We start from the raw sequence: 14,557 nt of genomic DNA, 5'->3' as shown, positions 1-14,557 counted from the left end.
CGCCCTTGGCAGAGACCTTGCCCTTGCTCGGCTTGGCCGGCGCTTTTTTAGCCTGGGGCTTTTTCCGAGGGGCAGAAGCCTTTTTCTTGCCTGTGGATTTTGCTGACATAATGCCTTTCAAGTGCGAAATTCAGCTTGCCAACCTGCTGTATACGATGATTTGGGTTAGAATGGCTGCATGTTGGTTGCGCATAACAATTCCGACTAATTAAGAAAATACTAGCCGCCGTAGTTCGCGGCAACAAAAAAGGACAATTGAATGGGCCGCAATAATTCACCAGCGCTTCCTTCGGGTCTAGACAGTTACCGTATTTCTTTTGATTGGGGGCAACTGCACCTGGTCGCCGGAGGAAGCGGGCCGCCTCTTTTCATGGTGCATGGTTTGGGAGGCAGCTGTCACGATTTTCTGCCCATGGCTTCTCGGTTGGCGGACGATTTCTCCCTGTTGATCCCCGATCTGCCCGGCTCCGGCTACTCCGACAAGCCCGACCTGCCCTACGGCCCCGGTTTTTACGCCCAAGTCCTGAGCCAGGCGGCGAAAAACTTGGGAGTGGAGCGCGCGCACTGGCTTGGCCATTCCATGGGCGGACAAGTGGTGTTCTCCCTGGCCCTGGAGCGCCCGGGGTTGCTGCGTTCGCTGGTGGCGGTTTGCCCGGCCGGGGGGCACGACGGGGCCAGCGGCTGGAAAGGATTTTTGGAAAAAGTGCTGGTGAACAAAAACCAGAGGCTCCGCTTTTTCGAGCCCTGGATGATCAACCTGTCCACCCGCGCCATTTTTGGCGATCCCCGCCACCCCGCGCGCTTGGAGTTGACCCGCCGGGTGCGTGCCCAGTGGATGGGGCCGGAGCGGCCCCTGCTGGAACGCTCCCTGGTTCGCTCGGGGGTGGCCATTTTGGATCAGCCGGTTTGGCCGCGTCTGCATGAGATACAAACACCGGTTCTGTTGGTGCAGGGTGAACAGGATCAGGTAGTGCCTCCGGTGGAAATCCAGCGCCTTTACGCCCAACTGCCCACCGGGGCTCGCTGGGAGTCCCTGCCCTGCGGCCACATGCCCGTCTACACCATGGTTCCGGAGTTAGTCTCCCTGGTGCGTGATTTTTTAAAAGGCCTGGATTAGTGCCTCCCTCCGCCCTCCCCGGCCTGGTGCTACGCTTGCGTCCCCTGGGCGAAAGCGACCTCATGCTCGATGTGTTTACCGAGCCCATGGGACGCCTCACCGCCGTGGCCAAGGGGGGCAAGCGCTCCAAACAGCGTTTTTTCGGGGTTCTGCTCGAGACTCATCTTTTGGAAATGAATCTGGAGCCCACCAAGAGCCCCGACCTTTGGCGCCTGGCCTCGGCCAAGGTGATGGCTTCCCACGTGGGGCTGCGCCAGGACTACCGCCGCCTGCTGGCTGCCGGGCCAGTGCTGGAGCTGCTGCTGCGGGCCACCCCGGTGCAATCGCCCCAAAGCGGGGCCCTGGAACTGGCCCTGGCCGTCCTGGCCCGCCTGGAAACGGGCGACACCCCGGCCGAGTTGGGCGCGGGCCTGGCCGTCTTTTTGGTGCGCCTGCTGGACCGCTTGGGCTACGGCCTGAACCTGGACGCTTGCCTGCATTGCGGCCGCCCCCTGGAGCAGATGAAAAGCGCGCGGCTCAGCCTGGGCGGGGGCCTGGTGTGCCCCTCCTGTCCACCGGGGCACCGCGACCACCAGGCGCCGCCCGGCCTGGTGAAGTTTTTGGCCGCCGCCCGCGATCTGGAACCCCAAGCCCTTTCGCGCCTGCGCCTTCCCGCCGGGCAGGCCCCCCTGGCGTTGGGATTTTTGGCCGATTTTTGGCGGGAGGTGGTGGGCCACGATCTGCCCAGCCTGGGGCTGGCCCTGCGCTCCCTGCGAGTCTCCGGCAGCCCTTCCGGGCGCTGAACCACCATTCATATTGACACCCGCCCTCCCCGGTGGTTTATTGAAATTCCCCGCCCCTGGGTGGATAGTTACAAGCTATGGTAATTTACCGGCGCCGCACGCCTGCACATTCCAGCGAGGTAGCATGAAGCAGTTCTTTTACCCCTCATCGGTGGCCATCCTTGGCGTCTCCCCCCGGCCCGGCAACATGGGCCGCAACATCCTGGCCAACCTGGAGAACATCGGCTTCCCCGGAGAAATCTTCCTGGTGTCGCCCAAGGGCGGCGAATTGGGTGGGCGCCCCATCTACTCCAGCGTGGCCGAGCTGCCCCAGACGCCCGACCTGGCGGTGGTCCTCACCCCCGCGGCAACGGTGCCCGGCCTGGTGGAAGACTGCGGCCAAAAGGGCGTCAAACGCATGGTCATCGAGACGGGCGGCTTCCGGGAGCTGGCCGACGACCGGCGCTCCCTGGAAAACCAGATCGTGGAGGCCAGCCGGAAATACGGCATGCGCTTCATCGGCCCCAACTGCATCGGAGTCATCTGCACCGAATCCAAGCTCTCGGTGCCCTTCCCCCTGCTGGACCGCCCCATCCGTCCCGGCGGCCTGTCCATCCTGGCCCAAAGCGGCGGCATAGGGCTCACCTATCTGCACGGCTGCTCGGAAAACAAGGTGGGCGTGGCCAAGTTTTGCAGCATGGGCAACAAGCTCAACGTCAACGAGCGCGATCTGTTGGCCTATCTGGTGGACGACCCCCAGACCGAGGCCATCCTGCTGTATCTGGAATCCATCGTGGACGGACGGGCCCTGTACGACCTGATACGCTCCACCTCCAAGCCGGTGGTGGTGCACAAGTCCAACATCGGCGCCACCAGCCACGCCATTGCCAGCAGCCACACCGCGGCCCTGGCCAACGACGACGCGGTGGTGGACGCGGCCCTCAAGCAAGCCGGCGCCATAAGGGCCCACACGGTGCACGAGTGCATGCAGATCGTGAAGGGCCTGAGCCTGCCCAAGCCCAAGGGCCGCCGCCTGGCCATCATCTCGCGCTCCGGTGGCCACGCCGTGGTGTCCGCGGACGCGGCCTTCCGCCACGACATGGTGCTGCCCCCCTTTCCCGAGGAATATTTGGCCCCCATCCAGGAGGCCACCCGGGCCTCGGTGATTCATTTGCAGAACCCCCTGGACCTGGGCGATCTGTTCCACTTCGAGCTGTACGTGGACATAGTGAAGAACGCCCTGGCCCAGGAAGATTTTGACGCTGTGGTCATGGTGCACGGCTACCGGGGCCCCGAGGTGGAAGTGTCGCGCCAGTTCGTGGCCAAGGTGGGCGAGTTGTGCAAGCAGGCCGGCAAGCCGGTGGCCTTGGTCCTCTTGGTCGATCCCGAGGAGATGATAGAAGCGGCCAAGCTCTCCTCCATACCCTTGTTCCCCTTTGCCGAGGAAGGCATCCTGGCCCTGTCCTGCTCCCAAAAGGCGGGTGGCATCCCCGTGACCGACCGCCTGGGCTGCGCCGAGGGCTTTGACCAGGACATGGCCCAGCGCCTGCTGGCTTCGGCCGGTCCCGACGGTTGGCTGGATCTTCCCGAGGCCCTGCACCTGCTCAACGCGGCCCGCATTCCCGTGGCTCCTTTTGTCACCGCCCTGGACGCCGAGGACGCGGTGCACGCGGCCGAGACCCTGGGCTATCCCGTGGTGCTCAAGGCGGTGGGCGGCGCCGAGCTCTTGCACAAGACCGAGGCCGGCGGCGTGGTGCTGGGCTTGGAGGACGCCGAGGCGGTGCGCGCGGCGGCCCAAAAAATGATGGATCGACTCAAGCCCCAGCGCCTGGTGGTTATGCAGCAGATCGGGGGCGGCCAGGAACTGATCATGGGCATCAAGCGCGATCCCGGCTTCGGGCCGGTGGTGCTGTTGGGCCTGGGCGGGGTTACGGCCGAGGCCCTGGGCGACGTCAGCCTGCGCCTGGCCCCGGTGGACGACAACGAGGCGGGCCAGATGATGGACGAGCTCAAGGGCGCCGCGTTGCTCAAGGGATTTCGCGGCCGGCCGCCGGTGAGCCGCGCCGCCTTGTTGGAGGCGGTGATGCGTCTGGCCATCCTGGCCGACCGGATGCCCGCCATAGCCGAGTTGGACGTGAATCCCTTGCTGGCCGGCCCCGGCGGAGTCATGGCCGTGGACGCCCGGGTGCGGGTGGCGGGCGACCTGCCCAAGCCGGGCCACTAGGGCCGAATCTTGTCGGCGTCTCGCCAGTTGGGCATTACCTCCACCATTCCGGTGGAGGTGGCCCTGGCCGGGGGTTGGACCCCGGTGGACCTCAACAACCGTTTCGTCACCTACCCCGATCCCGAGGGTCTGGTGCGCCGGGCCGAGGAGCAAGGCCTGCCCCGCACCCTGTGCGCCTGGATCAAGGGCATGTACGCCTGGTGCCTGGAGCACCCCGAGGTGGGCGCCCTGGTGGGGGTCACCCGGGGCGACTGTTCCAATACCCACGCGCTCATGGAGCTGCTCAGTCGGGCGGGTCGTCGGGTGGTGCCCTTTGACTACCCCGCCCAAAACGACCCCCAGGCCATGGCTTCGGCCATCCAGCGGCTGGCCCAGCAACTGGGGGCCGGCCTGGAGCGGGCCGAGGCCATACGCCGGGAGCTGGTCCCCCTGCGGGCCGATCTGGAGCGCCTGGACCGGCTCACCTGGCAAGAGGGCAAGGTCAGCGGCGGGGAAAACCACCTTTGGCTGGTCAGCGCCAGTGATTTTGACGGCGACCATCAGGATTTCGCCAGACGCCTGAGCCGTTTTCTGGACCAGGCCGAGGCCCGCGCGCCGCGCCGTCACCCGGTGCGCCTGGGGCTGTTGGGCGTGCCGCCCATCATCAGCGGCTTGCACGAGACCTTGGAAGAGCTGGGCGCGGGGGTGGTATTCAACGAGGTGCCCCGCCAGTTCGCCATGCTGGACGGCGAGCAAGCCTCCGTGGATAGCCTGGCCGAGCAATACGCCCGCTACACCTATCCCTACGAGGTGGGGGCTCGGTTGGCGGATATAAAGCGGGAGGCCTTGCGCCGAAGGCTGGACGGGCTTATTCATTACACACAGAGCTTTTGCTGGCGGCAGATGCAGGATTTGGTGCTGCGCCGCGAGCTGGGTCTGCCCCTGCTCACCCTGGAAGGCGACCAATACGCACCGGTGGACGGCCGCACCCGTCTGAGGTTGGAGGCCTTTGTGGAGGTATTGGGCTGAATCTCCCACGCCTGGTATTCTTTTGAGCAAATTCCCACCGCCATATGATTGGAGCGATCATGTCCGATAAGAACCAAGAGTTCCCCATTGATCAGGAATTGGAAGCGCCGCTCAAAAAGGTGCGTTACCCCGGATTTGACATGGACATTTTGTCCATGCAGTTGGTCACCGAGGCCCGCTTGTTGGAAGGCAAAGCCGTAATCCAATTGCGCCCGGTTTCCGCCCCGCCCGAGGTTCGCGAAGAGTTGGAAAACCAGATCGCGGCCATGGTGCGCGAGGCCACCGGCGTGGCCGAGGTGGAGGTGCATTCCCCCGAACCGCCCCAGCCCAAGAAGCAAGAAGAAAAAGGGCCCCACGCCATCGACGGCGTAAAGTGGGTGGTGCCCGTGGCTTCGGGCAAAGGCGGAGTGGGCAAATCCACCGTGGCGGTCAACCTGGCCATGGCCCTGTCCAGCCAGGGGCTCAAAGTGGGCATCCTGGACCTTGACCTTTACGGCCCCTCCGTGCCCATGATGCTGGGAGTAACCGGAGTTCAGCCGGACGCGGTGGGCGACAAGATCGCTCCCATCATGGCCCATGGCCTCAAGGCCATGTCGGTGGGATTTCTCATCAAGGCCGACACCGCCCTCATCTGGCGCGGCCCCTTGGTGATGAAGGCGGTGCGCCAGCTTTTGCACGAGGTGGCCTGGGCTCCCTTGGACGTGTTGATTCTGGACCTCCCTCCCGGCACCGGCGACGTGCAGATCAGCATGGCCCAGGAAGTGCCCATCACCGGAGCGGTGGTGGTGACCACGCCCCAGGACGTGGCCCTGACCGACGCCATCAAGGGCGTGGACATGTTCCGCCAGGTGAACGCGCCGCTCATGGGCATCGTGGAGAACATGAGTTACTTCAACTGCCCGGACTGCGGCAGCCGCCACGAGATTTTCGGCCACGGCTCGGTAAAGCCCTTGTGCGAAAAGCTGGGCGTGCCCTACCTGGGCGAAATACCCCTGGACCCGACCTTGCGCCAGTTGGCCGACCTGGGCCAGCCCAAGACCGTCTTGGAGAGCCCGGCCGGCGAGCCCTACCGGGAGCTGGCCAAAAAGGTGATGGCCCAGTTGCAAAGCCAGGACTGATTAGCTAGGGAGGCTTAGACATGGCCGAGGTATCCCGCGAAGCGGTGGAAAAGGCCCTGGATGCGGCCCGCGCCGAGCTCAAGAAGCACGGCGGCAACGTGGACTTGGTGGGAGTGAACGACCAAGGAGTGGTCCTGGTGCGCCTGATGGGCGCCTGTTCGGGATGCGCCTCGGCCAACGTCACCCTCAAGGAGATCATCGAGAAGTCCCTCAAGGAGCAACTGCCCGGCATCAACCGGGTGGAAGCGTTGATGTAGCAAGAGGCTCATGGTTTCCAGCGACGGCAAACCCAAGGCCGTGGTGCTTCTCTCCGGCGGCCTGGACTCCACCACCTGCCTGGCCATGGCCCGGGCCCAGGGTTACGAATGTTACGCCCTGAGCGTCGTCTACGGCCAACGGCACCAGGTGGAGCTTCAGGCGGCCCGGCGGGTGGCCCGGGCCCTGGGCGCGGCCCAACACCGGGAGATCGGGGTGGACCTGAGCGCCTTTGGCGGCTCGGCCCTCACCGCCGACATCGAGGTGCCCAAGGGCCGCTCCGAGGACGACATGTCCGGCGAGATACCGGTCACCTACGTGCCGGCGCGCAACACCGTGTTCCTCTCCCTGGCCCTGGCCTGGGCCGAGACCCTGGACAGCACCGACCTGTTCATCGGGGTCAACGCCCTGGACTATTCGGGCTATCCCGATTGCCGCCCCGAGTTCATCATGGCCTTTGAAAACATGGCCAACCTGGCCACCAAGATGTCCACCACCCAGGGGCGGCGCATCAAGGTGCACGCGCCCTTGATCCGCCTGAGCAAGGCCCAGATAATCGAAGCCGGGCTCAAGCTGGGGGTGGACTACGGCCTGACCCATTCCTGTTACGACCCCGCCCCGGACGGCAGACCCTGCGGCCAGTGCGACTCCTGTTTGCTCAGGGCCAAGGGCTTTGCCGAGGCCGGGGTTTCCGATCCGGTTTTAGCCCCCTGACCTTGTGAGGCAGCTGCCATGGCTTTACCCCAGAGTGAAGTCGCCGGCGTAATTCTGGCCGCCGGATTGGCCACCCGCTTCGGCGGGGCGAAACTCGCCGCCCCCCTGGCCGAGCGCCCCTTGATAGCTTGGTGCGTCGAGGCGGCCCTGGCCTCCCGCCTGGGCCGGGTGGTGCTGGTGGCCGGTGCGGAGCAGGCCGCGGAATTGACCCAGGCCTTTCCCCAGCTCGAGGTAGTGGTCAATCCCAACCCCCAGGACGGCCAGGCCTCTTCCCTGCGCCTGGGCCTGCGGGCCCTGGGCGATGAACCAAGCCACGCCCTGTTCTTGCTGGCCGACCAGCCCTTGATCTCATCAGCTCTCATCGACCGTTTTGTGCAGGCCGCCGAGGAAGACAACGACCTGGCCGCCCTGGCCGGACCCGATTCCTTTTCTCCCCCTACCCTGTTCGACCGCCGCTATTGGCCCGAGCTTCTGCAATTGACCGGCGACACCGGGGGGCGCGGCGTGCTGGACAAGTACCGCGACGAGGTCTTGCCGCTTGCGCCCGACTTTCCCCTGGCCGGTCTGGACGTGGACACCCCCGGGCAGCTCGGCCGGGCCGAGGCGGCGCTCAGGGGCCGCTTTAGCCTGGTGCTGGAGCTGGAGCGGGGCGACTTGGTAAGCGTCGTGGGGGCGGGAGGCAAGACCAGCCTTATCGAGGCCCTGGCCAGCGAACAGGCAATGCGCGGCAAGGCGGTGCTGGCCACCACCACCACCCATGTCTTTCGCCCCAGCGGCTCGGTGCTTATCGAGCCCCACGAGGACTGGCTGCCCGAGCGCATCGAGCGGCTGCTGGCCCCCGGCGCCTGCCTAACCGTGGCCTCGGAAGCGAAAACAACGGAGGGGCGGATCAAGCTTAAAGGCCTGCCCCCCCAGAGCGTGGACTGGCTGTGGGAGACGGCCCTGGTTCCGCTCATCCTGGTGGAGGCGGACGGAGCTCGTCGCCTGCCCCTCAAGGCCCCTCGCTCCCATGAACCGGTCATTCCGCTATCCACCACTCTGCTGGTAGGGGTCGTGGGCCTGGCCGCCCTGGGCCGGCCGCTGGACGAGGAACACGTCACGGGAGCCAAGGAGCTGTGCGCCCTGAGCGGCGCCGCGCCCGGCGACCCGGTGCAAGCGGCTCATTTGGCGGCGCTGGCCCTGCACCCCAAGGGTCTATTCAAGAAGGCCCCGGCCCGCTGCCGCAAGGTGTTGGTGCTCAACCAGGGCGACCTGGCCGGCGCGGAACAGGCCGCCAACCAGGTGGCCGAGCTTATCGGGCAACAAGACCCATCGCTGCGGGTGCTGCTCACCAGCTTTTTGCAGGGCGCTTGCCAGGTTTTGCGGGAGGGGGATTAGGCGGCGAGAAGTTTGCCCGAGGCAGCCGGCCCGGCCAAGGCGATTCGCTGGTCTTGGTCCAGAAGCAGGGCCTCACCCTGCACCAGCACCAGGCAGCCCTTGATAAGCCCCCGCTGGTGCAGGCGGAGTGCCGCCTCGCGGGCCCCACGCAGGGCCTCGAGCCGCTGCTCCCTGGGCAAAGGCTCCACTGCGGTGGTGATCTTTTGCTCGCCCAGGCCGCTGTCCGGGTCGATCTCGCGGGCCGAAGCCTGGCGCGCGCCTTGGGCTTGGGCCGCGTTGCCCAGGGAGGTGGCCGCCGCATCGGCCAGGGCGGCGTCCCCGGCCCACACCGTGACCAGATCGGCCACGCCGGAGCTGTGGCTGCGGCCCTGCCAACCGCTGGAAGCCACCCCGCCGATACCGTCACCGCCGCGGAGGTTCAGGCGCCCCATGAGCGGCGAGGCCTCCCCTGCTTCCCGGTCCGGCGGTTTCACCCCCACCTTGAGGGTTTGCCCCGGCGACAGGCGCACCGCGATGTCCCCGCCGTTGTTCACCACCACCCGGTCGGCTCCCAGGCTGAGGGCGAAATCAGCCACCTCGTCGGCCACCGCCCCGGCCACCGCCGCCAGGGGGGTCAGCCCGCCGTCAATCGCCCGGCAGGCCCGGGCCGCCCGTTCCACCACCGGCGGCAGCGGCCGCCCGGCGGGCAGCTCGCGCACCCGGCGGCGCATGTAGCCTTGGAATTCGGCCAGCACCGCGAGACAACGCAAAGCCGCCCGGGCGGCCTGGGCGGCCATCACCGGGCGGGGTTCGTCGTTTTGCCAAGCGGCTATGGTCAGGGTCATGGGGCCCCAGTCCACCAGGACCAGGTCGGGCCGTATTACTTGCACCGGTTCCATGGCACCGGTTCCTGGGCCGCGAAGGGTTTCACCGCTTCCAGATGGCCGCCCATCTCTTCGTAGTCGCTAAGGCGCATGGTGTATTCGATGGGGGCCACCGTGGCCGGGGTGGGCACCCAGGTGAAGGCCCCGGAGCGCACCTTTTCCACGTCCACGTAGAAGGTGATGCCTCCCCCGGGCAGCACGAACACCTTGGCCCCGCCGCAGGTGAGCACCGCCTTGGCCGCGTGCACCGCGTGGGTCAGGCGCAGGGGATAGCGAGCCACACCGGCCCGGGCCGAGCCTCCGGCCCCGCCCACGTACACCGCCGATACCAGCGAGCGCTGGCAGGTCTCGGCCAGGGCGGCCACGGCCTGCTGGGCCTTGTCGCTCAGCTCGGTGGGGGCGAACTTGCCGTCCTCGCCCAAAACGTACATGGCCGCGTTCTGGCCGGTGGTCTCGGTGATGAGTAGGGTCGATCCCGGCTTGGTCAGGCCGGTGTCCACCTGCTTCACGATGTCCAGGGGGTCGGCCAGGTCGGTGCCGCCCCAGCCCTTGCCGTGGGTGCCGAAGTAGCGCCCTGGCGTGGAGCGTTGGAAGCAAAGCTCCACCCCGCCAGGAGCCAGGCCCAGGCAACGCCCGGCCGCGTGATGGCTGAACAGGCTGGTGATGTGCTGGTCCAGCACGATCACCTCGTCGGCCGCGTCCAGGAAGAAGGTGGCGAAAAGCCCGGCCGAGGCCGAGCCGCAGCCCACCCGCATTTTTTCCACCAGTTGGCCGTCGATGACCGGCGGTTGGCCCACCTGGAGTTCCAGCTTGGCCCCGCCCTTGACCTTGAGCCGCACCGCCTCGCGGTTGGCGATGGCCGCCACCGCCCGGGCCGCGGCAAAGCCGTGCCGCCCGGTCAGGCGGTTGACCCCGCCGATGGCCAGCATCTTGGAGCCGTACTCCTCGGTCTCCACCATGCCCACGGTGCGGCCCTCGAAGGTGATGGGCGCGCCTTCCTCGCCCACCTCCAGGTCGGTGTCGATCTTCACCTTGAGCCCGGAGTAGGACAGCGGGGCCTCGGTGACCACGGTGACCACCTCCACCCCGTCGCGCTCGTGGCTGACGATATAGGGCGCGGGCACGTAGTCGGGATAGGTGCCCCCCGCCCCGATGGCGGTGATGCTGGGGCGCTCGATCAGCAACTCCGGTTCGGGCCCCACCTCGGCGGCCACCTCGGCGTAGGTGAGCAAGGGGCGGCTGCGCACCAGCTCATGGCCCTGGTTTTTATAGCGGCCGCAGGCTCCGGTAAGGCCCTCGGGAATGCGGCAGCCCACCGGGCAGTGGGTGCATTCCTTGGCCCCGGCCACGGGCACCGGCTCGTCCAGCGCCGCGCCGCGCGGGCACACCCGGAAACAGGTGTGGCACTCCACGCAGGAGGGGCCGATGACCGCTTTTTTGTCTTGCAGGGATATGGCCGCCACCGGGCAGTCCTTTACGCACAGTCCGCAGCCGTTGCAGCGCTCCAGATCAATCTTCACGGTGTTTGTCTCCTTCAACGGCGGTGAGGGCCTCCATGACCCGCTCCAGGGATATGGGCAGGTGGCGCATGGGGCGGCCCAGGGCCCGGCCCACGGCGCCGGCGATGGCCGGAGCGGTGGGGATCAGGGCGGGCTCCCCCACCCCCTTGGCCCCGTAGGGACCGGAGGGCTCGGGGTCTTCCACGATGAGCGGGGTGATGTTGGGCGCGTCGGCCGCGGTGGGTATGTGATAGGACTGCAAGTTGTCGGTGCGGCCCTGGATGTATTCTTCCATGAGGGCCATGCCCACGCCCATGACCACGCCGCCGCTGATCTGGCCTTCCACCGCGCGGGGGTTCACCGCCCGGCCCACGTCGTGGGCCGCGGCCACGTCGGTGACCTTGACCATGGCGCTGGCCCGGTCCACCCGCACGCGAGCGCACTGGGCCGCGTAGGCGTAGGCCGCGTAGGGACGGCCCTGGCCGGTCTCCGGGTCCAGGGTGGTGAAGTTGGGATCAAAGCGGCCGTCGCCCATGGCCCGCGCGCCGGACTTGGCCAAATGGCACACCACCTCGGCGGGATCGATCTGCCGGCCGTCGGCGGTGGTGAGCATACCGCCCTTGAGTTCCACCTCCAGATGACGCTCCTTGAGCATCTCCCGCGCCCCCTGCAAGAGCTGCATCTCTAAATTGGCCGCCGCGCCCAGCACCGCGTTGCCGCTGATATAGGTCTGGCGGCTGGCCGAGGTAGCCCCCGCGTTGGTGGTCCGATCGGTGTCGCCCCGGCACACGTCCACCCGCTCCACGGGCAGGCCCAAGCGGGCGGCGGCGATCTGGCGCAGGGCCGTGTCGCTGCCCTGGCCGATGTCCGCCGCGCCGGTGAACAGGGTCACCCGGCCGCTGGGCAGCCATTCCACCTGGGCGGTGGAGGGGTTGGAGGCTCCGGTATTGCCGATGCCGTAGTACATGGCCCCCACGCCCACGCCTTCGTAGTACTCATCGGTGTGCCGGGCCTCGGCCTGCCACTTGCGGTAGATGGGCTCGATGCGCTCCAGGCACTCCAGCAGGCCCACCCCGGCCCTGAGCAACTGGCCGGTGCAGGTGTGGTCGCCCTGGCGCAGGGCGTTTTGCTTGCGCAGGTCCAGGGGGTCCAAGCCCAGCTCGGCGGCGATGGCGTCCATCTGGGCCTCGTGGGCCAGGGCCACCTGGGGGCAGCCGAAACCGCGCATGGCTCCGTTGAAGGTGTTGTTGGTGTAGGCCATGCGGGCCACGATGTCCACGTTGGGGGTGCGGTAGGGGCCGGTGGCGTGCACCGCCGCCCGCTGGTTCACCGCCAGGCCGTAGGAGGCGAAGGCCCCGGTGTCCCCGTTGAGGGTGGCCTTGAGGGCGGTTATGTTGCCCCGTTCGTCGGCCCCGGAGATGAAATGCATCCACAGGGCGTGGCGCTTGGCCGTGGCCATGATGGACTCTTCCCGGCTGTAGCGCAGACTCACCGGGCGCTTGAGGTGCCACACCGCCAGGGCCAGGAAGGGTTGCAGGGACAAGTCCAGTTTGCCCCCGAAGCCGCCGCCGGTCTCGGCCTGAATCACCCGCACCTTGTCCGCGTCCACCCCCAGGAAGCGGGCCAGGTCGGCCTGGTCGTAGTGGGGGTTCTGGGAGCAGGCCTTGACCACCACCTTGCCGTCTTCCCACCAGGCCCGGCCACCTTCCACCTCTATGGCGCAGTGCTCCAGGCGCTCGGTGGTATAGGTGGCCTCCACCACCACGGCCGCATCCTTGAGGGCCGCCTCGGCGTCCCCCTTGCGCACCTTGTTTTCCCGAAGCAGGTTGCCGCCCGGATGCTCGGGTTGCACCAAGGGGGCCTCGGGGGCCAGGGCCTCGTCAAAGGAATAGACGCCGGGGGAGAAATCGTATTCGACCTCTACCGCGCGGGCACCGGCCCGGGCCGCTTCCAGGGTTTCGGCCACCACGAAGGCCACGCACTGGTAGGGTTGGCGCACCGTCTCATGGGCCAGGAACTCCTGGTCCTGGGTAACCGCGATGATGCCCAGGCGGTGCTCGCCGGGCACGTCGGCCGCGGTGAAAACCCGCACCACGCCGGGCAGGGCCTCGGCCCCGCGGGCGTCGATGCTTACGATGCGGGCCGGGGCCTTGGGGGCGCGCACGCAGGCGATCTGCAGGTCGCCATCCTGGGGCATGTCAAAACCGTAGCGGGTCTCGCCGCGCACCTTGGCCTCGGTGCCCAACCGGATCAGGCTCTGTCCCAGGCTCATGAGCGCTCCTCCAGGCCGGCCCAGGCCAGGCTTAGGGCCCGGGCGGTTATCCGGGTGATGGCCGGGACCTTGTAGGTGGCCGATGAGCGCCAGCCGCACACGTCGGTGAAGTGGCCGGCCGCCTTGTCGCCGGCGGCCTGCCAAAGCGCGGGGCCCGGCTCGCCGCTCTTGACAAGCTCCTCCACGTCGGTCAGGCGGCGGGGAGAGGGAAAGCAGGAGCCCAGCACCACCCGGGGGTCGTTCATGGCGCGGTCCAGGCAGGCGGCCAGGTTGAGCCGCGCCACCGCCACCTCGTGGCGGCGGCCCACCTTGAGGAACACCTGGCCTTCGGGCTCGGGGGGCGGGCTGACGGCGTAGCCCAGGATCAGCTCGCCGGGGGCCAGCGTGGTCCGGTTGGGCGCGGTGATCAGCTCGGGCAAGGGGCAGTGGCGCACCCCCTCCTGGGAGGCGATCTCGGCCACCGCGTCCAGGGCCACCAGGGCGCTGAGGCTGTCCGCCGCCGGGGAGCCGTTGGCCACGTTGCCCCCGATGGTGCCGGTCTGGCGAATCTGTTGGCAGCCCACCTTGGAGGCGGCCTGGGCCAAAACCGGCAGGCGGCGGTTCACCTCCGGGCTTTCTTCCAGATAGCGGAACGTCAAACCAGCCCCCAGGTAGCAGGCGGAGCCGTCCAGCTCCAGGCGCTTCAGCTCGGGCAGGCGGGTCACGTCCACCAGCAACTCGGGCAGGGCCGCGCCTTCCAGGCGGGCCTGGCGCAGGGCGATCATCAGGTCGGTGCCTCCGGCCAAGACCTTAGCGCCGGGCCGGGCCAGGGCCTCCAGGGCCTCGGGCAGCGTGGCGGGGGTCAGGAAGCGGCTCATGCCTCCTCCCCTTCTCCGCGCATGTACTTGGCTCCCCGGCGCACGGCGCGCACCACGTCATGGTAACCGGTGCAGCGGCACAGGTTGCCCGACAAGGCCCGGCGTATCTGCTCGTCGCTGGGCTCGGGGCTCTGCTCCACCAAATCCAGGGCGGTGAGGATCATGCCCGGCGTGCAAAAGCCGCACTGCACCGCGCCGGTTTCCACGAAGCCTTTTTGCATGGGATGCAGCTCGTCGCCGACGGCCAAGCCCTCCACGGTGGCGACTTGGCGTCCGGCGGCCTGCCAGGCGGCGGTTAGACAGGAGTCCACGGCCTTGCCGTCCAAGAGCACGGTGCAGGCGCCGCACTCCCCCACTCCGCAGCCCTCCTTGGCCCCCAACAGGCCCAGGCGGCCGCGCAGCACTTCCAACAGGGTGGCTTCGCCCGGCACGTCCTCCAGGCTCACCTTATGGCCGTTAAGAGTGAAGTTGAGCGCCACTTGGACACACCTC

At 67.6% G+C, this 14,557-nt stretch carries 14 protein-coding genes; 9 read left to right on the top strand and 5 right to left on the bottom strand.

Annotated features, from left to right (window positions below):
* The first annotated feature begins 5 nt into the window (after window positions 1–5).
* From AACH32_RS09855 to yqeC, 9 genes are all read left to right on the top strand, one after another.
* Window positions 6–212, top strand: a complete 207-nt coding sequence (locus AACH32_RS09855) for a hypothetical protein (RefSeq protein WP_338606607.1) — start codon at window positions 6–8, stop codon at window positions 210–212.
* A 47-nt stretch (window positions 213–259) separates the two neighbouring features.
* Window positions 260–1,117, top strand: a complete 858-nt coding sequence (locus AACH32_RS09850; RefSeq protein ID WP_338606606.1) for an alpha/beta fold hydrolase — start codon at window positions 260–262, stop codon at window positions 1,115–1,117.
* A complete protein-coding gene (recO, locus tag AACH32_RS09845) occupies window positions 1,117–1,899 on the top strand; it encodes a DNA repair protein RecO (protein ID WP_338606605.1) in 783 nt (260 codons plus the stop codon). The genes AACH32_RS09850 and recO overlap by 1 nt, the downstream gene beginning before the upstream one ends.
* Window positions 1,900–2,023: 124 nt before the next feature.
* A complete protein-coding gene (locus AACH32_RS09840) occupies window positions 2,024–4,102 on the top strand; it encodes an acetate--CoA ligase family protein (RefSeq protein WP_338606604.1) in 2,079 nt (692 codons plus the stop codon).
* Window positions 4,103–4,111: 9 nt separating this feature from the next.
* Window positions 4,112–5,110, top strand: coding sequence for a 2-hydroxyacyl-CoA dehydratase family protein (locus AACH32_RS09835; RefSeq protein ID WP_338606603.1), 999 nt, complete (start codon window positions 4,112–4,114; stop codon window positions 5,108–5,110).
* A 59-nt stretch (window positions 5,111–5,169) separates the two neighbouring features.
* Complete coding sequence (locus tag AACH32_RS09830; RefSeq protein ID WP_338606602.1) at window positions 5,170–6,228, top strand: Mrp/NBP35 family ATP-binding protein; 1,059 nt, start codon at window positions 5,170–5,172, stop codon at window positions 6,226–6,228.
* 20 nt (window positions 6,229–6,248) lie between these two features.
* A complete protein-coding gene (locus AACH32_RS09825; RefSeq protein WP_338606601.1) occupies window positions 6,249–6,485 on the top strand; it encodes a NifU family protein in 237 nt (78 codons plus the stop codon).
* Between the two features lie 10 nt (window positions 6,486–6,495).
* Window positions 6,496–7,197: a 7-cyano-7-deazaguanine synthase QueC gene (gene queC / locus AACH32_RS09820; protein WP_338606600.1), complete on the top strand. Its 702-nt coding sequence runs from the start codon at window positions 6,496–6,498 to the stop codon at window positions 7,195–7,197.
* An 18-nt stretch (window positions 7,198–7,215) separates the two neighbouring features.
* Entirely contained in the window at window positions 7,216–8,574 is a 1,359-nt protein-coding gene (yqeC, locus tag AACH32_RS09815; RefSeq protein ID WP_338606599.1) for a selenium cofactor biosynthesis protein YqeC, read from the top strand.
* Here the strand turns inward: yqeC and AACH32_RS09810 are convergent.
* The 5 genes from AACH32_RS09810 to AACH32_RS09790 are packed head-to-tail and all read right to left on the bottom strand — an operon-like array spanning window position 8,571 to window position 14,544.
* Window positions 8,571–9,452, bottom strand: a complete 882-nt coding sequence (locus AACH32_RS09810; RefSeq protein WP_338606598.1) for a hypothetical protein — start codon at window positions 9,450–9,452, stop codon at window positions 8,571–8,573. The genes yqeC and AACH32_RS09810 overlap by 4 nt on opposite strands.
* Entirely contained in the window at window positions 9,434–10,957 is a 1,524-nt protein-coding gene (locus tag AACH32_RS09805) for a 4Fe-4S binding protein (RefSeq protein WP_338606597.1), read from the bottom strand. The genes AACH32_RS09810 and AACH32_RS09805 overlap by 19 nt, the downstream gene beginning before the upstream one ends.
* Window positions 10,947–13,208: a xanthine dehydrogenase family protein molybdopterin-binding subunit gene (locus AACH32_RS09800; RefSeq protein WP_338606596.1), complete on the bottom strand. Its 2,262-nt coding sequence runs from the start codon at window positions 13,206–13,208 to the stop codon at window positions 10,947–10,949. The genes AACH32_RS09805 and AACH32_RS09800 overlap by 11 nt, the downstream gene beginning before the upstream one ends.
* Window positions 13,205–14,065 (bottom strand): FAD binding domain-containing protein, encoded by an 861-nt coding sequence (locus AACH32_RS09795; protein ID WP_338606595.1) that lies wholly within the window; start codon window positions 14,063–14,065, stop codon window positions 13,205–13,207. The genes AACH32_RS09800 and AACH32_RS09795 overlap by 4 nt, the downstream gene beginning before the upstream one ends.
* A complete protein-coding gene (locus tag AACH32_RS09790) occupies window positions 14,062–14,544 on the bottom strand; it encodes a (2Fe-2S)-binding protein (RefSeq protein WP_338606594.1) in 483 nt (160 codons plus the stop codon). The genes AACH32_RS09795 and AACH32_RS09790 overlap by 4 nt, the downstream gene beginning before the upstream one ends.
* Window positions 14,545–14,557 lie beyond the last annotated feature (13 nt).

The sequence above is a fragment of the Desulfoferula mesophila genome (genome assembly GCF_037076455.1).
Lineage (GTDB): Bacteria > Desulfobacterota > Desulfarculia > Desulfarculales > Desulfarculaceae > Desulfoferula > Desulfoferula mesophila.
This window is presented reverse-complemented; position numbering and strand designations above follow the sequence as displayed.

Coding starts and splice junctions, on each gene's coding strand:
- AACH32_RS09830 (WP_338606602.1), top strand. CDS start 5,170: ATGTCCGATAAGAACCAAGAGTTCCCCATTGATCAGGAATTGGAAGCG.
- AACH32_RS09825 (WP_338606601.1), top strand. CDS start 6,249: ATGGCCGAGGTATCCCGCGAAGCGGTGGAAAAGGCCCTGGATGCGGCC.
- AACH32_RS09800 (WP_338606596.1), bottom strand. CDS start 13,208: ATGAGCCTGGGACAGAGCCTGATCCGGTTGGGCACCGAGGCCAAGGTG.
- queC (WP_338606600.1), top strand. CDS start 6,496: ATGGTTTCCAGCGACGGCAAACCCAAGGCCGTGGTGCTTCTCTCCGGC.
- AACH32_RS09795 (WP_338606595.1), bottom strand. CDS start 14,065: ATGAGCCGCTTCCTGACCCCCGCCACGCTGCCCGAGGCCCTGGAGGCC.
- yqeC (WP_338606599.1), top strand. CDS start 7,216: ATGGCTTTACCCCAGAGTGAAGTCGCCGGCGTAATTCTGGCCGCCGGA.
- AACH32_RS09850 (WP_338606606.1), top strand. CDS start 260: ATGGGCCGCAATAATTCACCAGCGCTTCCTTCGGGTCTAGACAGTTAC.
- AACH32_RS09810 (WP_338606598.1), bottom strand. CDS start 9,452: ATGGAACCGGTGCAAGTAATACGGCCCGACCTGGTCCTGGTGGACTGG.
- AACH32_RS09840 (WP_338606604.1), top strand. CDS start 2,024: ATGAAGCAGTTCTTTTACCCCTCATCGGTGGCCATCCTTGGCGTCTCC.